The sequence below is a fragment of the Sinorhizobium sp. 7-81 genome (assembly GCF_030124405.1).
Classification (GTDB): Bacteria; Pseudomonadota; Alphaproteobacteria; order Rhizobiales; family Rhizobiaceae; genus Sinorhizobium; species Sinorhizobium psoraleae.
In genome coordinates, this window is record NZ_JASKLT010000008.1 from 99,994 (window position 1) to 121,427 (window position 21,434).

The 21,434-nt window shown below is 62.2% G+C and carries 19 protein-coding genes; 13 read left to right on the plus strand and 6 right to left on the minus strand.

Annotated features, from left to right (window positions below; genetic code table 11):
* Position 1: 1 nt before the first annotated feature.
* A complete protein-coding gene (locus QN224_RS23585) occupies positions 2-1,003 on the minus strand; it encodes an LLM class flavin-dependent oxidoreductase (protein WP_283978594.1) in 1,002 nt (333 codons plus the stop codon).
* Positions 1,004-1,228: 225 nt separating this feature from the next.
* On the opposite strand from QN224_RS23585, the gene ruvC reads away from it, so the two are divergent.
* From ruvC to QN224_RS23605, 4 genes are all read left to right on the plus strand, one after another.
* Entirely contained in the window at positions 1,229-1,741 is a 513-nt protein-coding gene (gene ruvC / locus QN224_RS23590) for a crossover junction endodeoxyribonuclease RuvC (RefSeq protein ID WP_283978595.1), read from the plus strand.
* Between the two features lie 55 nt (positions 1,742-1,796).
* The gene (gene ruvA, locus QN224_RS23595) at positions 1,797-2,414 is read left to right on the plus strand and encodes a Holliday junction branch migration protein RuvA (protein WP_283978596.1); all 618 of its coding nucleotides are present in this window, start codon (positions 1,797-1,799) and stop codon (positions 2,412-2,414) included.
* A 181-nt stretch (positions 2,415-2,595) separates the two neighbouring features.
* Positions 2,596-3,636, plus strand: a complete 1,041-nt coding sequence (gene ruvB / locus QN224_RS23600) for a Holliday junction branch migration DNA helicase RuvB (RefSeq protein WP_173509188.1) — start codon at positions 2,596-2,598, stop codon at positions 3,634-3,636.
* Positions 3,637-4,539 (plus strand): metallophosphoesterase, encoded by a 903-nt coding sequence (locus QN224_RS23605; RefSeq protein WP_283978597.1) that lies wholly within the window; start codon positions 3,637-3,639, stop codon positions 4,537-4,539.
* 22 nt (positions 4,540-4,561) lie between these two features.
* Here the strand turns inward: QN224_RS23605 and QN224_RS23610 are convergent, their stop codons facing one another.
* From QN224_RS23610 to QN224_RS23620, 3 genes are read right to left on the minus strand one after another with little or no spacing between them, the layout of a single operon-like run.
* Complete coding sequence (locus QN224_RS23610; protein WP_283978598.1) at positions 4,562-5,506, minus strand: SDR family oxidoreductase; 945 nt, start codon at positions 5,504-5,506, stop codon at positions 4,562-4,564.
* Positions 5,503-6,381: a glycosyltransferase gene (locus QN224_RS23615; RefSeq protein WP_283978599.1), complete on the minus strand. Its 879-nt coding sequence runs from the start codon at positions 6,379-6,381 to the stop codon at positions 5,503-5,505. The genes QN224_RS23610 and QN224_RS23615 overlap by 4 nt, the downstream gene beginning before the upstream one ends.
* The gene (locus QN224_RS23620) at positions 6,378-7,598 is read right to left on the minus strand and encodes an NAD-dependent epimerase/dehydratase family protein (RefSeq protein WP_269281550.1); all 1,221 of its coding nucleotides are present in this window, start codon (positions 7,596-7,598) and stop codon (positions 6,378-6,380) included. Before QN224_RS23620 ends, QN224_RS23615 begins: the two co-directional genes overlap by 4 nt.
* Positions 7,599-7,728: 130 nt before the next feature.
* On the opposite strand from QN224_RS23620, the gene ybgC reads away from it, so the two are divergent.
* A complete protein-coding gene (ybgC, locus tag QN224_RS23625; protein ID WP_283978600.1) occupies positions 7,729-8,196 on the plus strand; it encodes a tol-pal system-associated acyl-CoA thioesterase in 468 nt (155 codons plus the stop codon).
* A gap of 158 nt (positions 8,197-8,354) precedes the next feature.
* Here the strand turns inward: ybgC and ligD are convergent, their stop codons facing one another.
* Both ligD and QN224_RS23635 read right to left on the minus strand, forming a co-directional pair.
* Positions 8,355-10,952: a DNA ligase D gene (gene ligD / locus QN224_RS23630; RefSeq protein WP_283978601.1), complete on the minus strand. Its 2,598-nt coding sequence runs from the start codon at positions 10,950-10,952 to the stop codon at positions 8,355-8,357.
* An 8-nt stretch (positions 10,953-10,960) separates the two neighbouring features.
* Entirely contained in the window at positions 10,961-11,815 is an 855-nt protein-coding gene (locus QN224_RS23635) for a Ku protein (protein WP_283978602.1), read from the minus strand.
* Positions 11,816-12,192: 377 nt separating this feature from the next.
* Between QN224_RS23635 and tolQ the strand changes: the two genes are divergently transcribed.
* The 8 genes from tolQ (at position 12,193) to ftsH (ending at position 21,396) form a co-directional block, all read left to right on the plus strand.
* Entirely contained in the window at positions 12,193-12,912 is a 720-nt protein-coding gene (tolQ, locus tag QN224_RS23640; protein ID WP_269281556.1) for a protein TolQ, read from the plus strand.
* A 27-nt stretch (positions 12,913-12,939) separates the two neighbouring features.
* Positions 12,940-13,392: a protein TolR gene (gene tolR, locus QN224_RS23645; RefSeq protein ID WP_173509197.1), complete on the plus strand. Its 453-nt coding sequence runs from the start codon at positions 12,940-12,942 to the stop codon at positions 13,390-13,392.
* A 9-nt stretch (positions 13,393-13,401) separates the two neighbouring features.
* Positions 13,402-14,472, plus strand: coding sequence for a hypothetical protein (locus QN224_RS23650; protein ID WP_283978603.1), 1,071 nt, complete (start codon positions 13,402-13,404; stop codon positions 14,470-14,472).
* 81 nt (positions 14,473-14,553) lie between these two features.
* Entirely contained in the window at positions 14,554-15,864 is a 1,311-nt protein-coding gene (gene tolB / locus QN224_RS23655) for a Tol-Pal system beta propeller repeat protein TolB (RefSeq protein ID WP_269281561.1), read from the plus strand.
* Positions 15,865-16,245: 381 nt separating this feature from the next.
* Positions 16,246-16,776: a peptidoglycan-associated lipoprotein Pal gene (gene pal, locus QN224_RS23660; protein ID WP_283978604.1), complete on the plus strand. Its 531-nt coding sequence runs from the start codon at positions 16,246-16,248 to the stop codon at positions 16,774-16,776.
* Positions 16,777-16,972: 196 nt separating this feature from the next.
* Positions 16,973-18,004: a tol-pal system protein YbgF gene (gene ybgF, locus QN224_RS23665; RefSeq protein ID WP_283978605.1), complete on the plus strand. Its 1,032-nt coding sequence runs from the start codon at positions 16,973-16,975 to the stop codon at positions 18,002-18,004.
* Between the two features lie 11 nt (positions 18,005-18,015).
* Positions 18,016-19,401 carry a tRNA lysidine(34) synthetase TilS gene (tilS, locus tag QN224_RS23670; protein WP_283978606.1) on the plus strand — a complete coding sequence of 462 codons (1,386 nt, stop codon included), beginning with the start codon at positions 18,016-18,018 and terminating at the stop codon, positions 19,399-19,401.
* A gap of 57 nt (positions 19,402-19,458) precedes the next feature.
* Positions 19,459-21,396 carry an ATP-dependent zinc metalloprotease FtsH gene (gene ftsH / locus QN224_RS23675; protein WP_173509203.1) on the plus strand — a complete coding sequence of 646 codons (1,938 nt, stop codon included), beginning with the start codon at positions 19,459-19,461 and terminating at the stop codon, positions 21,394-21,396.
* Positions 21,397-21,434: the final 38 nt, after the last annotated feature.

The window sequence follows — 21,434 nt, forward strand, 5'->3', positions numbered from 1 at the left end:
CTCACTCTGCAGCCGCGAGGTCCCGCTGCGCCTGGCCAAACAGCTTCAAGGAGTGCAGCCGCGCCTCCATGTCGAAGATCGGCATGGAAATGATCAGCTCGTCGGCCCTGGTCTGCTCAAGGAAGGTCTGAATTTTCCTGCGGATCGTCTCGGGACCCCCGACGACCGCATAGGACATGGCGTGATCGACGAAGATCTTTTCGTCGCCGCTCCACAATCCGTCCATGGATTCGACCGGCGGCGGGAAGCGGCCGCGGGCGTTGCGGCGAAGTGCCACGAAGGACTGCTGCATGGAGGTGAAAAGATAATTCGCCTCCTCGTCGGTATCGGCGGCAACCCCCATGACGCCGACCATCACGTGCGGCTTGTCGAGCTGCGACGACGGCGTGAAGCGTTCGCGGTAGATTTCGAGCGCGGTGAGCAGCATGTCGGGGGCGAAATGTGAGGCGAAAGCGAAGGGGAGACCGAGCATGCCGGCGAGGTGAGCACTGAAGTGGCTTGAACCGAGCAGCCAGATCGGCACATTGGAATCGGCGCCGGGCACGGCGATGATCTTCTGGTCGTCGGTGACGGGACCGAGCAGCGCCTGGAGTTCCACGACATCATTCGGAAAATTGTTGGCGCTGGCCTCCATGTTGCGCCGGAGTGCCTGGGCCGTCCTCATGTCGGTGCCGGGCGCACGGCCGAGGCCGAGATCGATGCGGCCGGGATAAAGCGCAGCCAGCGTGCCGAACTGCTCGGCAATGACGAGAGGCGAATGATTGGGCAGCATGATGCCACCCGAGCCGACGCGGATCGAGCGCGTCGCCGCCGCCACATGGGAAATGACCAGCGACGTCGCGGCGCTGGCGATGCCTTTCATTCCGTGATGCTCGGCCAGCCAGAAACGTTTGTAGCCGTTCTCCTCCGCTGAGATCGCCAGCCGGCGCGAGTTTTCGAGCGACTGGGCGACGCTGCCGCCCTCGGTTACGGGCGACAGGTCGAGAACGGAGAAAGGGATCATGGCAGGACCTTCAATTAAAGGAAATTGATCGATCGCAATGTAGGTTCAAGTTTCTTAAAGCCAAGAGTGGCACTGCATGTTTCCTTAAATCGCATTCGATTTGCGTCTGATGAGACGCGCGGCGCTGTAAGCCGTTTTCGCGACCGCGCCTGCCATTCCTGTGCAATGTTTTTGTTTTGTTCACTTTTTTCTGGCAGCGTCCCGCTGACCGACATAGGGTGAGGCATGCAGAACACGATTCGCATCATCGGCATCGACCCGGGCCTTAGACGCACGGGCTGGGGCATCATCGAAACCTTCGGCAATTCGCTGCGTTTCGTGGCCTCTGGCACCGTGACCTCCGACGGCGAGATGGATCTTGCTTCGCGCCTCTGCCAATTGCATGACGGGCTTGCGGATGTCGTGCACAGCTACCAGCCTCACGAAGCGGCCGTCGAGCAGACTTTCGTCAACAAGGATGCGACCGCGACGCTGAAGCTCGGCCAGGCGCGCGGTATCGCGATGCTTGTCCCGGCTCGTGCCGGCCTCAGAGTGGCGGAATATGCGCCAAACGCGGTGAAGAAGGCGGTGATCGGCGTCGGCCACGGCGAGAAGCAGCAGATCCACATGATGCTGAAGGTGCTGATGCCGAAGGCTGAGTTCAAGGGCAATGACGCCGCCGACGCGCTTGCCATCGCCATTTGCCACGCACACAACCGGCAGGCGATCACCAGCCGCCTCGCGGCTCTTGCCGGCTAGGTGGCCCATCTGCTTAAACGTTTGCGCTCCAAACCACCCAGAAAGACAAGATCAGATGATCGGCAAACTCAAGGGCACCATTGACGAGATCAGCGAGGATCACGTCGTTCTCGACGTGCATGGCGTCGGATATGTCGCCCATTGTTCGGCACGCACGCTCGGCAAACTCGGATCGGCGGGCGAGGCGGCAGTGCTCTTCATCGAGACCTATGTGCGCGAGGATCAGTTGAAGCTCTTCGGCTTCCTGACCGCGCTCGAGCGTGAATGGTTCCGCCTCCTCCAGAGCGTTCAGGGCGTGGGGTCGAAAGTGGCGCTGGCAGTGCTCTCGACGCTGACACCCAGCGAACTCGCAAGCGCGATAGCGCTGCAGGACAAGGCATCGGTCTCCCGGGCGCCGGGCGTCGGTCCCAAGGTGGCCGTACGTATCGTTACCGAACTCAAGAACAAGGCGCCGGCCTTTGCAGGAGAGCCATCTGCCGCGATCAGCCTCAAGCAGGAACTGGGCGAGGGGGTTGCCTCGGCACCTGTCGCGGACGCGGTTTCTGCACTGACCAACCTCGGCTATTCGCGCGACCAGGCGGCAAACGCCGTCGCCGCGGCCTTGAAGAACGGGGGGGAGGGCGGCGACAGTGCCAGGCTTATTCGCCTTGGGCTAAAGGAACTGGCGCGGTGAGGGCGGAAGGCCAAGCCTTTCTCCGGCCACAAAAGCATTGGAATGAGGTAATCGCGTGCCGACCGCGCTGGATTGCCCGTTGCGTTCCCAATATGGTCGAACGCGTGGGAACCACCGTGGCAAGGGGCTTAGACCCGGACGCCATGCTGCCGTGCCGTTCATCCCGAAATGGAAGTTTGACATGAGTGAAGCCGCACGCCTGATTGCGCCGGAGAAGCGAGGCGAGGATCTCGATGCGACGATGCGTCCGCAGTCGCTGGACGAGTTCACGGGCCAGGCGGAGGCGCGAGCCAATCTCAAGATCTTCATCGAGGCGGCCCGCAATCGCGGCGAGGCGCTCGACCACGTGCTCTTTGTCGGTCCGCCCGGTCTCGGCAAGACGACGCTCGCGCAGATCATGGCGAAGGAACTCGGCGTCAACTTTCGCTCGACCTCCGGACCGGTCATTGCGAAGGCCGGCGATCTCGCGGCGCTGCTCACCAATCTCGAAGAGCGCGACGTGTTGTTCATCGACGAAATCCATCGCCTGAACCCGGCAGTCGAGGAAATCCTCTATCCGGCCATGGAGGATTTCCAGCTCGATCTCATCATCGGTGAGGGACCGGCGGCGCGCTCGGTGAAGATCGACCTTTCGAAGTTCACGCTCGTGGCGGCGACCACCCGCCTCGGCCTGCTGACGACGCCGCTGCGCGACCGCTTCGGCATTCCGGTGCGGCTCAATTTCTATACGGTCGAGGAACTGGAGCTGATCGTCCGCCGCGGGGCGCGGCTGATGGGCCTCGGCATGACCGACGAGGGTGCACGCGAAATCGCCCGCCGGGCGCGCGGCACGCCGCGTATTGCCGGCCGTCTCTTGCGCCGGGTGCGCGATTTCGCCGAGGTGGCACGAGCGGAGGCCGTAACCAGGGAGATCGCCGACGAGGCGCTGACCCGCCTCCTCGTCGACAGCATGGGGCTAGACCAGCTGGACCGCCGCTACCTGACGATGATCGCGCACAATTTCGGCGGCGGGCCGGTCGGCATCGAGACGATTGCGGCCGGGCTTTCCGAGCCGCGCGACGCGATCGAGGACATCATCGAACCTTATCTGATCCAGCAGGGCTTCATCCAGCGCACGCCGCGCGGCCGGGTGCTGACGGCGAACGCCTGGAAGCATCTCGGCCTCAATCCGCCGAAGGACCTGGAAACAACCCAGTTCCGCCTGACGCTGGAGAACGACTGAATGATCACGCGCCGGGGATTCCTGCAGACGCTCGGCAGCGGCTTCGCGAGTTTCGCGGCGCTCGGCAGCTATGCCTTTGCGATCGAGCCACTCGCGCGGCTGAATATCGCGCGCTACAGGCTGACACCGCCCGGCTGGACGCCCGGCCTGAAGCTTCGCGTGGTAGCACTCGCCGATCTTCATGCCTGCGAACCGTGGATGTCCACCAAGCGCATCGCCTCCATATGCGCGCAAGCCAACGATCTCGGCGGCGATGTCACGGTTCTGCTTGGCGATTATGCATCGGGCATGAACCTCGTCACACGCTATGTCCACTCCAGCGAATGGTCGAAGGCGCTCGCCACGCTCAGGGCCCCGCTTGGCGTCCATGCGATCATGGGTAATCACGATTGGTGGGAGGACAGGACCGCGCAGAAGAACGGCGGCGGCGAGACCTTCGGGCATCGGGCATTGGCGAATGTCGGCATTGCGGTCCACAGCAACGCCGCCATCCGCCTGGAGAAGGACGGATTTGGATTCTGGCTTGCCGGGCTCGAGGACCAGCTGGCCCTTCTGCCCGGCAAGAAATGGGGCCGGCGCTCGATGACGGGCCTCGATGATCTCGACGGAACGCTGGCGCAGGTGAGCGACACGGCGCCCGTCATCCTGCTTGCTCATGAACCCGATATCTTTCCGGAAGTGCCGGCGCGGGTTTCCCTGACACTGTCCGGCCATACTCATGGCGGCCAGGTGCGGTTTGCGGGTCTTGCGCCAGCCGTGCCTTCCCGTTTTGGCGACCGGTATGCATATGGTCATATCGTCGAAGGGGATCGCAATCTGATCGTCTCGGGCGGTCTCGGGTGCTCGATCGCGCCGATCCGTTTCGGCGTCCCACCGGAAATCGTCGTGGTCGATCTTGGATAGGTTGCCGTGACCGTTTTGCCGGTTATTGCCCGTCATCCGGCGGCCTTCTCCCGCTTGGAAAGGCTAGGGGCACGCCCGCGTCCCCGGCCAGTTCGCGTATCGTTGCCGCCAGAAGATCCCGTCCTCCGGGCGACCAGCCGAGCGCTCGCAGCTTGTCCGTCGACATGACCTTGAACTCATCCATACCCGCCTCCGCCGGCAACGGAAGGGGACATCCGGTTGCCGCCTGAAGAAGCGAGAGGATGTCGCGGTTGTCCGTCAGCACGTCTGAGACGTTGAAGACCTCGCCTGCGACTTTTGCGGGGTCGGCTTCCAGCATCAAGCGCACTGCCTGGGCGACATCGTCGCCATGGACCTCGGTGCCGGCGCGCGGCGGAACGGCCTTGCCTGCGAGGTAGTCGGCAAAGAGGCTGCTCCATTTGTGGTTCCGGCCGGGACCCGCTGGCCCGTAGACCCCGGTCGCGCGCAGGCTGACGGTGACGAAGCCGTGGCCGGTCATCGATTTCAAGGCGTCTTCACCGGCAAGCTTCACCGCGCCGTAGAGCGTGTCGGGCATGGCGGGCGATGTCTCGTCGACGAAAGGTACCGGCGTTTCGCCGTAGACGGCGCGGCTCGAAAGAAAGATGCAGCGGCGAACGCCGGCAGCGCGGGCCTCTTCGAAGAGACGGACTGAGCCGTCGAGATTGGCGCGGCGGAAGCCGTCCGGGTCACTGCCTTCACCGCCTCGATACTTTCCTTCGACATGCTCGAAGGCCGCATGGACGAAATAATAGATATCGTCGAAGGCGGTGATCTGCTCCGCATCCGGATCGAGATGAAGCGAAACGTGGGATACCGGCTGCGAGAAGAACCCCGCGGGCGGTGGCATGCGCCCGCCGACCGTAACCTTGTAGCCGTGGGCGATGAGGTGCTCGACGATGAAACGGCCGACGAAGCCGGTCCCGCCGGAAACAAGAACGCGGGTCATGAGGGCACGGTGCCGGCTTGTACCGGATTGTCGAGCGTGGCGAGGTCCGGAATATTCTCGCCAGTCAGGTACGCGCGCCAGAGCTCGATGAGCGGGCGAAGAGCCTCGGCGCGCGGGTGATCCGCCTCCCATGGCTTCTCATACTGGTAATGCAGCACGCAGATCGAGCGCCAGTCCCAGAGCGCCGGCAGATTGAACCAGACATATTGCAGCATGTTCATCGTCACGGGCAGGCCATGCCAGTCGGGAAAGTAGCTCTGCAGGAAAGTCTGGTCGGTGCGCGGCCAGAAGGCGTCCGGCGCATCGAGCACCGCAACCATCTTCTCGAACGTATCGAGCGACGGTTCCGCGACGAAAACGCCGGAATTCAGCCGATGAAAGTCGCCGAGGCTCTCATAGACGTTCGGAGCGGCGGAAAATTCCGGGTAACGGAAGAGTTTGTCGATGTTACGGAGCACGATCGCATCGGCGTCGATGAAGACGCAGCGCTCGTATTCGACGAGTTGCCAGAGCCTGAGCTTGCAGAAATTGTCGAGCGGCGAGTGGAAATCGGGTTTGCGGCCCTTGGTGAAGGGCGCTTTTTCATGAACATTGCGCCGCGCGTGCCTGGTGTTGAATTCGTCGGATAGCGGCAGCAAATCCGTTTCGACAAGGCGGCAGCCGAAGTCGCCGAGCGGCTCAAGTGTCGAGGGGTCCACGCCGCCGGTGTGCAGGACGACGATATCGGCTCTCGTTCCCGTTAGGCGAATGGAGCGGGCGAGTGCCCGCGCGCCGAGGGCGTAATCGGCATTGGTGACCAGCGTCACAAAGGCGTGGCGGGCGCGGGCGGGTGAGGAGGGGCGGAGCCCCTCCGGATCGGTAGTCGAGAGGCTCATGAAACGGATTTCAGACGCTTGCCTTCCGGATCGTGGTTGATCAGCGGCGCTATTTCCTTCGTCCAGGCCGAGACGGCCGGTACCCGCGAGCGGTCTACGCGATAGGCGAACTTCTTCGCCACATCGACGATCTCCGAGAGCAATCCATCCTGAAGCCGGATCGGGTCGAGACCCAGCGCCAGGAACTTCTCGTTGTGCACCACCAGATCGTTTTCGGCCGCTTCCTTGCGCGGATTGGGCAGCCAGGCGATCTTGGATCCGGTCATGCCGGCGATCATCTCTGCCAAGTCGCGGACGCGATGCGTCTCGGTCATCTGGTTGAAAATCTCGACGCGGCTGCCGCGCGCAGGCGGATTGTTGAGCGCGAGTTCGATGCAGCGGACCGAGTCCTGGATGTGAATGAAGGCGCGGGTCTGGCCGCCGGTGCCATGAACCGTCAGCGGATAGCCGATCGCCGCCTGGATCAGGAAGCGGTTCAGCACCGTGCCGTAATCGCCATCATAGTCGAAACGGTTGATGAGCTGCTGGTGCCGGCGCGTCTGCTCGGTGTGCGTGCCCCATACGATGCCTTGGTGAAGGTCGGTGATCCTGAGGCCGTCATTCTTGGCATAGAACTGGAAGAGAAGCTGATCGAGGCACTTTGTCATGTGATAGATCGAGCCGGGATTGGACGGATAAAGAATCTCCTGGCTCACCGTCTCGCCGTTCATCGTCTCGATCCCGACCGGCAGATAGCCCTCGGGGATCGCCGCACCGACGGTCGAATAGCCGTAGACGCCCATTGTCCCGAGATGCACGAGATGGGCGTCGAGGCTGAGTTCCACCAGCGCGTTGAGGAGGTTGTGCGTGGCGTTGACGTTGTTGTTGACCGTGTAGTTCTTGTGCCGGTCGGTCTTCATCGAATAAGGCGCGGCGCGTTGTTCGGCGAAATGGATGACCGCATCCGGCCGGTGCTCGGCGAGCCAGTTCTTGAGGAGTTCATAGTCGCGAGCGAGATCGATCAGGTTGAAGTGGATGCGCCTGCCGGTCTCCGCGTGCCAGATGCGGGTGCGCTCCTGAATCGAGTCCATCGGGGTCAGCGATTGCACGCCGAGCTCCGTATCGATCCAGCGGCGGGAGAGGTTGTCGAGAATGTGGATGTCGTGGCCCGCATCGGACAAATGCAGCGCGGTCGGCCAGCCGACGAAACCATCACCGCCGAGGATTGCAATCTTCATGCACGGTTCTCCTGATCGCGAAGAAGGACATGGTGAGGTGATAGGATAGGATTGTGACAAAGCTGCAATGCTTGCAAATGGCTTTTTGTTCCTGCACAGAAAAAGACAAATCCTCCCGGAGAATGAGACGATGTCACTAATTTCGCTCGCGGGCGAGCTGACCGAAAATGGCCATCGGCTGGTGCAGCGAGTCTATTACGAGGACACCGATTTTTCGGGCGTTGTCTATCATGCACGCTACCTGCATTTTATGGAGCGGGCCAGGACGGACTACCTGCGATTGCTCGGCGTTGAACAGGCATCGCTCGCAATAGAGGGGGATACGGAAGGCCTCGTCTTCGTCGTCCACCGCATGGAGATCGACTTCAAATTGCCGGCGCGCATGGATGATATCCTGACGATCGAGACGGCGACCGAGCGGGCCGGTGGCGCCAAGATGATACTGCAGCAGGAGATCCGCCGCGACGGTATGCTCCTGATCGCCGCCAAGGTCATCATCGCCGTCATCAACGGGCAGGGGCGACCACGAAGGTTGCCGGAAGCGCTTGCAGTAAAGTTCCTGACGGCGGGTCATAGGATTCCGACCCGGGTCGAATAGCCCTACAGCGCCGTGCGTCTTCTCAGGCGCACAAAGGTCGTTGTAGCACTTTGAATTGCTGCATGTTTTTGTCCTTAAATCGGTTCCGATTTAAGGAAACATGCAACAGGCACGGTGCGGTCGGGAAGCCGCATAAACTCGCCTTCGTCCCTCGCGAATCAGCCGGCGACCGAACTCAATATCTTCTTCGTCAGCGATTGCCTGATCTCGCCGATATCCGCCCACGGATCGGTTCCGGCTTCGATGCGTTCAAGAATATCGGAAATCTGGAACGTGTTGGCGGCTGCAAGGCTTTCGAGTTCGTCCCAGCTGACTGGAGTGGCGACGGGGCCGCCTGCGCGGGCGCGGGTGGAGTAGGGGGCGATCGCCGTGGCGCCGCGGTCGTTCCGGAGCCAGTCGATGAAGATCCGCCCCTTGCGCTTCGCCTTCGACATGGTGGCGACGAAATGCTCCGGATCGCGCTCGGCAAAGGATTGCGCGATCGCCTTGGCGAAGCCTTTTGCCTCGTCCCACCCAGCATGCGGGCGAAGCGGCACAATCACGTGGACGCCCTTGCCGCCGGTCACCATGGCAACCGTTCTGAGGCCGATGTCGGCCAGTTCGTCGCGCAGGGCGGCGGCCGCCGCCTTCACGGTGGCGAAATCGACGCTCGGATCGGGATCGAGATCGAACACCAGCCGGTCAGGCTTCTCCAGCCGGTCGATCTTTGCGCCCCAGATATGGAACTCGAGCGTGCCCATCTGCACCGCGGCGACCAGGCCCTTTGCATCATGGACATACATATAGTTTTCGGTCTCGCCCGACGCTTCTTCAATCGGCACTTCCCGGATGGCGTCCGGAAAGCCGTCGCTTGCATGTTTCTGGAAGAAGCACTGTCGCTGCCCGCCCTGCGGGCAGCGCACCAGCGAGACGGGATGGTCGGCCGCAAAGGGCAGCATCCTGCCCGCCACGACGCCGTAGTAGCGGGCGAGGTCGATCTTGGTGATCCCCTGGCCTTCGAAGAGGACGCGATCCGGATGCGAGATGCGGACGCCAAGGACATCGGTATCACCCTTTGCGGGCGACGCCGTGCGCGTCTTGGTTGACGATTTGCCTCTTCCCGTGTCCGCCTCGGCGGCTGTCGGCTTCGGTGTTTCCAGTTTCACGGCCTTGGCCTCCTTGTCCTCGCGCAATCCCTCGAATGAGCCGTGGCGGATATGTCCGTCAGCCGTAAACTCGGTGAAATCCACCTCTGCGACAAGATCGGGCTTCAGCCAGACGGCATTTCGGTTCCTTTCCTTCGGCACGCTGTCGAAGGGCGACGTCTGCCGCCTGCGCTTTGCAAAGACGGCGGCGAGTTCCTCCATCGCCTTTTCACCGAAGCCGGTGCCGACGCCGCCCCGGTAGACCAGGTTGTCGCCCTCGAAGGTCCCGAGAAGGATCGAGGCGAAGGCGCGCCCCTTTTTCGACGAGGGGGTGTAGCCGCCGATGACGAATTCCTGGCGTTTCGTACATTTGACCTTCAGCCAACTCCGGCTGCGTCCGCTACGGTAGCGAGCATTCGCTTCCTTGGCGATGATGCCTTCCTGTCCGGCCTTGCATATGGCGGCCAGCACATGCTCGCCGTTGCCTCGAACGTGCTCGCTGTACTGAATGGTCGACGTGGTGCCGAGCGTGTCGAGCAGGGTCTCCAGCCGCTCCTTTCGCTCAGCGAGTGGCTTGCTGCTCAGGTCCTTTCCGTCGAGCTCGATCAGATCGAAAGCATAGAGCCGTGTGCTGGCTCCGGTCCTCAGTGCCTTCTGCAGGGCAGAAAAGGACGAGCCTTCTTCCGATAGCGCCACCACCTCGCCGTCGATCAGGGCGGACTTGCAATCGAGCTCGGCAAGGGCGGAAGCAATAGCCGGGAACTTCGCGGTCCAGTCGAGACCGTTGCGCGTGTAACAGCGGACGGTGCCGCCGCCGATGGCGCACATCAGACGGTAGCCGTCGAACTTGGCTTCGTTCAGCCACGCATCGCCGGCAGGCGCTTTCGTCACCAGCGTCGCAAGTTGCGGCGCCTTGAACGCGGGCAGCTTGCCGGAGGATCTTCGCGTTGGACGCTTGCCTGCATTGTCGTTCTCGGCAATCGCGCCAGCCTTCAGATTGGCCGCCGTGCTCTTGTTCGAGTGCCAGACACGCGCCCGCTTTTCGCCCTTGCCCCCGGCGATCTCCTCCATCCTGCGGCCGGTGACCACGCTGGTGATGTTCTCCTTGATCAGGCTCTCGCCGTCCTCCGACGCTACTTCGTCCGACTCCTTGACGAGCAGCCAGTTTTCGCGCTTCTCGCCGTCGCGCGGCCGCATGCGCACGAGCGCCCAGCCACCCTTCATTCTGCTGCCATGCAGCCGGAACGAGAGTTTGCCCTTCTTCAGGCCTTCGGACGGGTCATCTTCCGGCTCCCACCAGCCGGTGTCCCACAGCATTACCGTGCCGCCGCCATACTCCCCTTCCGGTATCGTGCCCTCGAAGTCGCCATAGGCCAAGGGGTGATCCTCGGTGCGCACGGCCAGCCGCTTGTCTTCCGGATTGAGGCTCGGACCACGCGTCACCGCCCAGCTCTTCAGCACACCTTCCCATTCGAGGCGGAAGTCGTAGTGCAGGCGCGTGGCATCATGCTTCTGGACCAGAAAGCGCTTTTTGCCGGGATGCGCCCGGGTCACCGTACCCTTCGGCTCGCGCGTTCTCGAGAAGTCGCGGCGTCGGTTGTATTCAGACAGCTGTTCATTGCGAGCGGCCATGGTCACCCTCATGCCGATTTCCGGCGGCCGCCGCGCGCAGACGACTTCGCCTTGGTTTGCGGCTTCTTGCCACCACCGCCTTCCAGGCTCTTCTTCAGGGCCGACATGAGATCCACGACATTGTCGCCTCGCCGTTGCGGCCGTTCGCCTTCCTCGACCTCGACACGCGCCGACTTGCCCTTCATCTTGCGCTTGACCAGCTCCTTCAGCGCCGCAGCATAGTTGTCCTTGAATACATCGGCGTCGAAAGGGGCGCTCTTCTTCTCGATCAGCGCGGTCGCGACGTCCAGCAGCTCCTTGTCCGCCTTCTTCCCGGAGATCTCGGAGAACATCGGGTCGGCCTTTCGCAACTCGTCGGCATAGCGGAGCGTCTCCAGAAGCAGGCCGTCGCCGCAAGGCTTTACGGCGACGAGATATTCCCGGCCCCTCAGCGTCAATTGCCCGAGCCCGACCTTGTTCGATGTCCTTAGTGCGTCGCGCACGACGCGATAGGCATCCTCCGCCAGTTCATCGGCGGGCACGAGGTAATACGGCTTGTCGAAATAGAGCGGCGGGATATCGCTGGTCTCGACGAACTGAACCAGTTCGAGCGTCTTCTTGGTCTCCAGCTTGATCGCATCGACTTCTTTGGGTTCGAGCAGGACGTACCTGTCATCCTCGTATTCATAACCCTTGACGATTTCGTCCACATCGATCGGCCCGATGCCTTCGACCACCTTCTGGTAGTGCACCGGTTTGCCCGAGGGTTTATGAATTTGCCGGAAGGAGATGCTGGCTCCCGAGCGGGTCGCGCTGAAGAGCTCGACGGGTATCGACACCAGCGAAAGCCGAAGCTGTCCCTTCCACATTGCCCGAGGCGCCATGGCAACACCTTACACGGAGTCCGTTGCAGCGCGGCGGAAGTGCCGCGTCGGTTTTTTCGCTTTCAGTCTCAGGGAAAAGGAACTCATGCGATCGAAACGTGCGACGCGTTATGAAGTTCCGTGATACTCCAGTGGTCGAAGTGCCGCCGCAGTAACACTCCCTTAACCATAATGGTGTCTTAATCCGTGTATTAGGATTTGTGCAGTGCACGTCATCCTTTGACCAAAATTGACGGCAAGAAGGCAACCTGAAGCATTAGATCGCAATGCCGCGATCAGCGGCGATGCCGGGGCATTCTTGCAACAGGACGTTTGGGCGACCCGGTCATGAGCATGAGCCGCTCTTGCCGGGTATTTGGATTCGGGGACTGGAAACGATGGAACAGGTTGGATTGGCCGCGACGAGCGATGTGACCCTCTGGTCGCTGTTCATGGAAGCGGGCTTTGTCGTGAAGCTGGTCATGCTGGGGCTGATCGCAGCCTCGGTCTGGACCTGGGGTATCGTGGTCGACAAGACGCTCAACTTCGGGCGCGTTCGCCGCCAGCTCGACAATTTCGAGCAGGTCTTCTGGTCCGGCCAGTCGCTTGAAGAGCTTTATCGCACGCTGTCCGACCGGCAGACGGCCGGCATGGGCGCGATCTTCGTCTCGGCGATGCGCGAGTGGAAGAAGAGCTTCGAACGCGGCGCCCGCTCTCCGATCGGCCTGCAGATGCGTATCGACCGGGCGATGGACGTCACGCTCGCTCGTGAATCCGAGACGCTCGAGGCAAGGCTCGGATCGCTGGCGACCATCGGCTCGGCGGCTCCCTTCATCGGTCTCTTCGGAACGGTTGTGGGCATCATGACCTCGTTTCAGGCGATCGCCGGCTCGAAATCGACCAACCTTGCCGTTGTCGCGCCCGGTATCGCCGAGGCGCTTCTTGCGACCGCCATCGGCCTGCTCGCCGCTATCCCCGCGGTTATCGCCTACAACAAGTTTTCCGCCGACGCCGGCAAGCTGACGGCACGCATGGAAGCCTTCGCCGACGAGTTCTCCGCCATCCTGTCGCGGCAGATCGACGAGAAGCTGCAGTCCTCGCGCCAAGCTGCGCAATAACGACCCTCGAGCACGGAGACCACGCTGATGGGTATGGCAGTTGGCGGAGCCAAGGGTTCGGGCGGCGGACGACGTCGACGCAACGGCAAGAAGGCAATCATGAGCGAAATCAACGTCACGCCCTTCGTGGACGTGATGCTGGTTCTCCTGATCATCTTCATGGTGGCGGCACCGATGATGACGGTCGGCGTGCCGATCGATCTGCCGGAGACGCAGGCCAAGGCGCTCAACTCCGATACCCAGCCGATTACCGTTTCGGTCAATCCGGCCGGGGAAATCTTCCTGCAGGAAACACCGATCGCCATCGACGAGGTCGTTCCGAAACTCGAGGCAATTGCCACCACCGGCTACAACGAGCGCATCTATGTGCGCGGCGATACCAACGCCGACTACGGCACGGTGATGAAGGTCATGGCGCGGATCTCGGCGGCCGGCTTCAAGAATCTCGGCCTCGTAACGCTTCAAGAACAGGAAAAGTGATCCCCGGTCATGAAGGGCAGTCTCGCAACATCTGCTGTCCTCCACGCCCTGGTGCTCACCTGGGCGCTGGTGTCGCTCGGTAGCCCGGCCGATTTCGAAGTCGCGGACGTCGAGGCGCTGCCGGTCGACATCGTACCGATCGAATCGATCACACAGATACAGCAAGGCGACAAGAAAGCCCCCGCAAAGGAGAAGGCTTCCCCGGTTCCGACCAAGAAGCCGACGCCGGTCGAGAACGCCGAGAACATCGGCGACAACGACGTGGACCTGAAGACGCCGCCCACACCCAATACCAAACCGGTCCAGAATGAATCGGCGGCCGCGCCGGAGAAAACCGAGAAGGCGCTGCCGACACCAGATCCGGTCAAGGATGAGATCCAGAAGGTCGAGGAGCCCGAGCCGGCGTCGGAGCCCGCGACGGAGGTTGCGGCACTGCCCGAGCCGAAGCAGGAAGTGAAGCCCGAGACCAAACCGGAACCGGCGCCGGCGGAGGAACAGCCGGCCGAGAATCCGGAGGCCGAGGCGCTGCCCGACAAGGTGCCGACGCCGATGGCGAAGCCCAAGGTCGAAAAGCCGGCGCAGACCGCCAAGACGCCAGAGCGCAAGAAGGAAGAGACCAAGAAGGAGCAGAAGAAGGCATCCTCCGCCAAGGAGAGCGACTTCAACGCCGACGAAATTGCGGCGCTGCTCAACAAGCAGGAATCGTCCGGCGGCGGCGCGAGGCGCTCGACCGAAGAAGCAGCGCTCGGCGGCAAGAAGACGACCAGCGGCAACACGCTTTCGCAGAGCGAGATGGATGCGCTTCGCGGCCAGATCCAGAACAATTGGTCGATCATCCCCGGAATGGCCGATGCCACGGACGTCCGCATCAAGGTGACGATGCGGCTCGACCCGAACGGCGAACTGGTCGGAGAACCGGAAGTCGAAGCGACGGGTGGCTCCGATGCCGCGCGGCGGGCGCTCGCCGGTGGAGCGCGACGCGCCATCCTGAAATCCGCGCCCTTCAAGGGATTGCCGGCCGACAAATATGATTCCTGGAGCGAGGTGGTCGTCAACTTCGACCCAAGCTCGATGCTCTAAACAGGTTGGGGCGGGATGCGGGCGGAAAACGGCGCGCACTTGTCCTCACCGGTACAAAAAAATGAAAGGCTGAAGGGCTTTATGGAAATGCTGAGACGCAATTTTTTCCGCCTTCTGATGGTGATGTTCGCAGGCTGTGGGCTCATTGCTTCGCCGGCAAACGCACTCGTCGAGATCAACATCAACAAGGGCAACGTCGAGCCGCTGCCGATTGCCGTGACCGACTTCCTGCAGGGTGAACTCGGTCAGAAGATCTCCGACGTCGTTGCTGCCGATCTCAAGCGCTCCGGCCTTTTCGCACCGATCGACAAGGGCGCGTTCATCGAGAAGATTTCCAACCCGGACGCTGCCCCGCGATTTGAGGACTGGAAAGTCATCAATGCCCAGGCGCTGGTCACCGGACGCGTCACCCAGGAAGGCGATGGCCGACTGAAGGCTGAATTCCGTCTGTGGGATACCTTTGCCGGTCAGCAGATGCTGGGACAGCAGTTCTACACCCAGCCGGAAAACTGGCGCCGCGTCGCCCACATCATCGCCGATGCGATCTATGAGAGGATCACCGGTGAAAAGGGCTACTTCGACACACGCATCGTCTATGTTGCCGAAAGCGGCCCGAAGACGGCACGCAAACGCCAGCTCGCGATCATGGATCAGGATGGCGCCAATTCCCGCGCACTCACCAATTCGAACGACATCGTTCTGACGCCGCGTTTCTCGCCGAACCGTCAGGAAATCACCTACATGTCGTTTGAGAACCAGCAGCCGCGCGTCTACCTGCTGCAGCTCGAAACCGGACAGCGCGAGGTTGTCGGCAACTTCCCGGGTATGACCTTCGCACCGCGTTTCTCGCCGGACGGCCAACGGGTGATCATGAGCCTGCAGCAGGAAGGCAACGCCAATATCTACACGATGGACCTGCGTTCACGCACGACGACGCGGCTGACCAACACAGCGGCGATCGACACGTCTCCATCCTATTCTCCGGACGGCAGCAGGATCGTTTTCGAAAGCGACCGCGGCGGCAAGCAGCAGCTCTATGTCATGGGTGCCGACGGTTCCGGTCAGACGCGCATTTCCTTCGGTGACGGTTCCTATTCGACGCCGGTCTGGTCTCCTCGCGGCGATCTCATCGCCTTCACCAAGCAGTCGGGCGGCAAGTTCTCGATCGGCGTCATGAAGCCGGACGGTTCGGGCGAGCGCATCCTCACGACCGGCTTCCACAACGAAGGCCCGACCTGGGCGCCGAACGGCCGCGTCCTGATGTTCTTCCGCCAGAACGCGGGTGCCGGCGGGCCGCAGCTCTATTCGATCGACCTCACAGGTTACAACGAGCAACCGGTCCAGACACAAGGCTTCGCATCCGACCCGGCCTGGTCTCCTCTGATGGAATAGAGCGGACGAGGAGAACTGTAAGCGGTTCTCCGCCCGCATCCCGCGTCTCTACTTGCTGAAGCGCGCCGCGATCAGACCGATCCATGCGGCGCGCTTCATGTCTTTGTTTTTGTGCATGTCGCAGCCCCAAGACCACCGTCTCCGGGTAGCATGGACCAGAACCGATCACATTTGCGATCGATCCAAGATCATCGTGATCCGGTGTCCACAGAAGCGGCGGGAAATGTGGCCGATGTGCCGCTTTCTCGCCGCAAAGTGCTGTTCTAGCAGGCGTCCCACGCAAATTATCGATTTGTTAACCATATCAGTTGAAAAGCAATTAACCGCTTCCGGTTACAGTCTGGCAACCGTGAATCAGACACTTCCAAGGAGACCCGGCCCATGAGCCGAATTGACACCCCGGCCGCGAGCCGCATGCAGTCCATCGCCCGCAATCCGGTCATGATCGCTCTCGTCATGACGCTCGCTCTTGCCAGCTGCGCTTCCAAAAAGAACCTGCCGAATGATGCCGCCGGCCTCGGTCTTGGCGCAGGTGCGGCAACGCCGGGTTCGCAGCAGGACTTCACCGTCAACGTCGGCGACCGCATCTTCTTCGATACGGACTCGAGCTCCATCCGTGCCGACGCCCAGGCGACGCTCGACCGTCAGGCCCAGTGGCTGGCGAAGTACCCGAACTACGCGATCACCGTCGAAGGCCACGCCGACGAGCGCGGCACCCGCGAGTACAACCTGGCGCTCGGCGCCCGCCGTGCCGCTGCCACCCGCGACTATCTCGCCAGCCGCGGCGTTCCCGCGAACCGCATGCGCACGATTTCCTACGGCAAGGAAAAGCCGGTTGCCGTCTGCGACGACATCTCCTGCTGGTCGCAGAACCGCCGCGCCGTAACGGTTCTCGGCGGCGCCGGAATGTGATCGTCCGGTCACTGAACTTGAATTTGAAGGGGCGGCCACGGGCCGCCTTTTCTTTTTTACCACACTTTAGCCGAACTCCGTTGCTTTTTCACAGCAATTGGAAAACTGTGCGGCGCGCTCACCTTAAGAATCGGCGACAGTATCGCGGACCGCGATCGCGGGTGGGAGTAATCGGTATTCGAACAGGACAGACGAAATGAAGAAATTTGTCGTGGCAGGACTGGTTGGTCTTGTGGCCCTTTCGGGTCTCGGACCAGCGGCAAATGCCATGCCACTTTCCGGGCTCTTCGCCCGCGTGACCCATGCCGATGCCGCCAGCAAACATGACTTGCCGGTGGTGAAGGTGCAGTCGGCCGACCTCGGACGGATCGGTCAACTCGAGGAACAGATCCGCTCGCTCAACGGGCGTATCGAGGAAATGAGCTTCCAGTTGCTGCAGATGCAGGAACAGATCCGGAAGTTCCAGGAGGACAACGAGTTCCGCTTCCAGGACCTCGAAAACGGCAAGTCCTCTTCGAAGAAGAGCGGCGCACTCGAAACGCCGAACTCCAGTGATCAGGCGTCCGTCACCCCTGGGGTGACGGATAGCCAGCCCCCGGTGGCACCTCCCGCCGCCGGCAACGACATGGCGGCAACGGGCGCCAATCCGGGCGCGACGGGCGCCGCACCGCCGACGACGTTGGGGCAGATCATTTTCGACGAGAACGGCAATCCGGTGTCGGCGACCACCGATGCCCAGCCGGGCGCGAACGCCACGCTTCCCGGCGTTGGGGCGGGAACGGCAGACGGCGGCGATGCGGGCCTCAACGGCAATCCCGGCAGCGAGCAGCAAACCGCCTCTCTCGACAATCCCGGCGATCTCTACCAATCCGCCTACGGACACGTGCTTTCGGGCGACTATGGGTTGGCTGAGCAGGAATTCCGCGATTACCTCGATACCTTTCCCAACGGCGACAAGGCGGCCGACGCCAGTTTCTGGATGGGCGAGGCGCAGTATTCGCAGGGCAAATACAGTGACGCAGCGAAGACCTTCCTGAACGCGCATCAATCCCACGGGAAATCGCCCAAGGCGCCCGAGATGCTGCTGAAGCTCGGCATGTCGCTCGGTGCACTCGACAACAAGGAAACTGCCTGCGCGACGCTGCGCGAGGTGAATAAGCGCTACCCGAAGGCTTCGCCCGCCGTGAAAGCAAAGGTGTCGAGCGAGCAGAGCCGCTTTGGCTGCTGAGGCCCACCGACGTGCCTGAAGCCGTCATTGCCACGGCCAGATATTTTCTCCGCGCCTTCATCGAGCCTCGCCGGATCCTCGTGGCCGTCTCTGGAGGCAGCGACTCCAAGGGACTTCTTCTCGCCCTCCATTCCGCAATCGGCGACAAAGATCGCGAAGGTTTCTCGCTCGTCGCCTGCACGATTGATCACCGCTTGAGACCGGAATCCGCAGATGAGGCAGCAGCGGTGGCGGCGTTCTGTGCCGAACTCGGCGTTCCTCATCTTGTCTGCCGCTGGGAAGGCGACAAACCGCGAACCGGGATTCAGGCGGCAGCGCGCCACAAACGCTATGAACTGCTGGCGGACGCCGCCGCCTCGCTTGGCGCCGACTGCATTGCGACCGGACATACGCTGGATGACCAGCACGAGACGATTGCGATGCGCGGCGCGCGTGGCGAAGGGGAGGGGTTGGGCAGCGCCGGCATGGCGAGCACCATGCTTTACGGGCGCCGGATCTGGGTGTTGCGGCCATTCCTCGGCCTGCGGCGTGCCGACATACGGGCATTCCTGACCGCGCGGGGTGTCGCGTGGTTCGACGATCCGAGCAATGCCAATCCCCTGTTCGAGCGTGTTCGCGTGCGCTCCGAGCTCGCAGCTTCGGAGGAGGCGCCGGCCGCCCGGTGGAGCGCTGCGCAAAGGGCCGCGTCGTCGGCGCGGGCAGCCGCCTTGATCGAAAGCCATGTCCGGGTCCACGAGACCGTCGCGGCCGAGATCGCGGCCGAGCAGGCAGGAAACCTGGGCGACGCCGACTGGCGCCGCGCGCTTCTGTCCGTCGCTGCCGTGCTCGGCGGCCGCAATCATTTGCCCGTGCATGCGACGATCGAGCGCATATCCGGCTTTCTGCAAGCGGGCATGCCGGGACGGATGACGGCCGGGGGCGTCGTATACGACAGGCGTCCAAGCGGTCTCTACCTCTACCGTGAGGCGCGCAACCTTTCCGCACTTGTCATTGAACCGGGCGAGACGAAGACGTGGGACGGGCGCTTCAACGTAACGAATGGCGAACGCAGCCCGTTGATGGTGACTGCCAAGGGACAGGATGGTCAATGGGATCAGAGGCTTATTGACGCAGGCCTGCCGTCTGGCGTCGCCAAACGGGCCTCCCGAGCTGCGCCACGTATTGCTCCAGCAGCCGCCAATGTCGTTGGCATGAGCCCGATTCAGGCGAAGGTGGAATGCCGCATCGGTCTCTACGACGCCTTTTTGCCCGGTTTCGACCGGATCATGGCAGATGCGGTCGCGATGCTGTTTGGGCGCGAACGATACCCCGCTCCGCCGGTTCACGATGTTTTTGACAGAAATGGAAAGGTAGCTGGCGGTTTGCCTTGGCAAGGCGACACCAGAACCTTATGTTAGGGAACAAGACTGTAGCTCGGCGAAATGCGCGAGTTGCGACAGGTTCCGGGGAGTTCGATGAACCCTAATTTTCGAAATTTTGCCCTTTGGGCAATCATAGCGCTTCTCCTGATTGCGCTATTCAGCATGTTCCAGCAGCCGACTGAGCGCGCCGGTTCTCGTGAAATTCCATTCTCGCAGTTTCTGAAGGATGTCGACGCCAGCCGCGTCAAGGAAGTCGTGATCACCGGCTCGAAGGTGATCGGCAGCTATTCCGAAAGCGGCGCCACCTTCCAGACCTACGCGCCCTCCGTCGATACGGCCTTGACCGAACGGCTGGAAGCCAAGGACGTTACCGTCACCGTGCGTCCGGAAACGGATGGGTCCTCGGGCTTCCTGAGCTATATTGGTACGCTGCTGCCGATGCTGCTGATCCTCGGCGTCTGGCTGTTCTTCATGCGGCAGATGCAAGGTGGCTCCCGTGGGGCGATGGGCTTTGGCAAGTCCAAGGCCAAGCTCCTGACCGAAGCGCACGGCCGCGTCACCTTTGACGATGTCGCCGGCGTCGACGAGGCCAAGCAGGATCTCGAGGAAATCGTCGAATTCCTGCGCGACCCGCAGAAGTTCCAGCGCCTTGGCGGGCGCATCCCGCGCGGCGTGCTGCTGGTTGGCCCCCCTGGCACCGGTAAGACGCTGCTTGCCCGCTCGGTCGCCGGCGAAGCGAACGTGCCTTTCTTCACGATCTCCGGCTCTGATTTCGTCGAGATGTTCGTCGGTGTCGGTGCGTCGCGTGTCCGGGACATGTTCGAGCAGGCGAAGAAGAACGCCCCCTGCATCATCTTCATCGATGAGATCGATGCTGTCGGCCGCCATCGCGGTGCCGGCCTCGGCGGCGGCAATGACGAACGCGAGCAGACGCTGAACCAGCTGCTCGTCGAAATGGACGGCTTCGAAGCCAATGAAGGCATCATCCTGATCGCCGCGACCAACCGTCCCGACGTGCTCGATCCGGCGCTGTTGCGTCCGGGCCGCTTCGACCGCCAGGTCGTCGTACCGAACCCGGACATCAACGGCCGCGAACGGATCCTCAAGGTGCATGTCCGCAATGTGCCGCTGGCGCCGAATGTCGATCTCAAGGTCCTGGCGCGCGGCACTCCGGGCTTCTCCGGCGCCGATCTCATGAACCTCGTCAACGAGGCTGCGCTGATGGCGGCGCGGCGCAACAAGCGCCTTGTCACCATGCAGGAGTTCGAGGACGCCAAGGACAAGATCATGATGGGTGCGGAGCGCCGCTCTTCCGCCATGACCGAGGCCGAGAAGAAGCTGACCGCCTATCACGAAGCGGGCCATGCCATCGTCGCTCTGAACGTTCCCTCCGCCGATCCGCTGCACAAGGCGACGATCATCCCGCGCGGCCGTGCGCTCGGCATGGTGATGCAGTTGCCCGAGGGTGACCGCTACTCGATGAGCTACAAGTGGATGATCTCGCGCCTTGCCATCATGATGGGTGGACGCGTTGCCGAGGAACTGACCTTCGGCAAGGAGAACATCACTTCCGGCGCCTCCTCCGACATCGAGCAGGCGACGAAGCTTGCGCGTGCGATGGTGACGCAATGGGGCTTCTCCGATCAACTCGGTCAAGTCGCCTATGGCGAGAACCAGCAGGAGGTCTTCCTCGGCCACTCCGTGGCGCAGCAGAAGAACGTTTCGGAAGCGACGGCACAGAAGATCGACAACGAAATCCGCCGCCTGATCGATGATGCCTACGAAACGGCGCGCCACCTCCTGACCGAGAAGAACCACGAATTCGTGGCGCTTGCGGAAGGCCTGCTGGAATACGAAACCCTGACCGGGGACGAAATCAAGGCGCTCATCCGCGGCGAGAAACCCGCACGCGACCTCGGAGACGATACGCCTCCGCATCGTGGTTCGGCCGTTCCCTCGGCCGGTACGAAGAAGGAAGCCGGTGCCAAGGGCGAGGAGCCGGAAGGCGGCTTCGAACCGCAACCGCAATAGCACCGGTCGAAAAAATCAGAATCGGAGGCCGCCGCGCC

Coding starts and splice junctions, on each gene's coding strand:
- pal (WP_283978604.1), top strand. CDS start 16,246: ATGAGCCGAATTGACACCCCGGCCGCGAGCCGCATGCAGTCCATCGCC.
- QN224_RS23635 (WP_283978602.1), bottom strand. CDS start 11,815: ATGGCGCCTCGGGCAATGTGGAAGGGACAGCTTCGGCTTTCGCTGGTG.
- QN224_RS23610 (WP_283978598.1), bottom strand. CDS start 5,506: ATGACCCGCGTTCTTGTTTCCGGCGGGACCGGCTTCGTCGGCCGTTTC.
- tolB (WP_269281561.1), top strand. CDS start 14,554: ATGGAAATGCTGAGACGCAATTTTTTCCGCCTTCTGATGGTGATGTTC.
- tolR (WP_173509197.1), top strand. CDS start 12,940: ATGGGTATGGCAGTTGGCGGAGCCAAGGGTTCGGGCGGCGGACGACGT.
- ruvC (WP_283978595.1), top strand. CDS start 1,229: ATGCAGAACACGATTCGCATCATCGGCATCGACCCGGGCCTTAGACGC.
- ftsH (WP_173509203.1), top strand. CDS start 19,459: ATGAACCCTAATTTTCGAAATTTTGCCCTTTGGGCAATCATAGCGCTT.
- ruvB (WP_173509188.1), top strand. CDS start 2,596: ATGAGTGAAGCCGCACGCCTGATTGCGCCGGAGAAGCGAGGCGAGGAT.
- QN224_RS23605 (WP_283978597.1), top strand. CDS start 3,637: ATGATCACGCGCCGGGGATTCCTGCAGACGCTCGGCAGCGGCTTCGCG.
- QN224_RS23650 (WP_283978603.1), top strand. CDS start 13,402: ATGAAGGGCAGTCTCGCAACATCTGCTGTCCTCCACGCCCTGGTGCTC.
- QN224_RS23620 (WP_269281550.1), bottom strand. CDS start 7,598: ATGAAGATTGCAATCCTCGGCGGTGATGGTTTCGTCGGCTGGCCGACC.
- ybgF (WP_283978605.1), top strand. CDS start 16,973: ATGAAGAAATTTGTCGTGGCAGGACTGGTTGGTCTTGTGGCCCTTTCG.
- QN224_RS23585 (WP_283978594.1), bottom strand. CDS start 1,003: ATGATCCCTTTCTCCGTTCTCGACCTGTCGCCCGTAACCGAGGGCGGC.
- ligD (WP_283978601.1), bottom strand. CDS start 10,952: ATGGCCGCTCGCAATGAACAGCTGTCTGAATACAACCGACGCCGCGAC.
- tolQ (WP_269281556.1), top strand. CDS start 12,193: ATGGAACAGGTTGGATTGGCCGCGACGAGCGATGTGACCCTCTGGTCG.
- ruvA (WP_283978596.1), top strand. CDS start 1,797: ATGATCGGCAAACTCAAGGGCACCATTGACGAGATCAGCGAGGATCAC.
- QN224_RS23615 (WP_283978599.1), bottom strand. CDS start 6,381: ATGAGCCTCTCGACTACCGATCCGGAGGGGCTCCGCCCCTCCTCACCC.
- ybgC (WP_283978600.1), top strand. CDS start 7,729: ATGTCACTAATTTCGCTCGCGGGCGAGCTGACCGAAAATGGCCATCGG.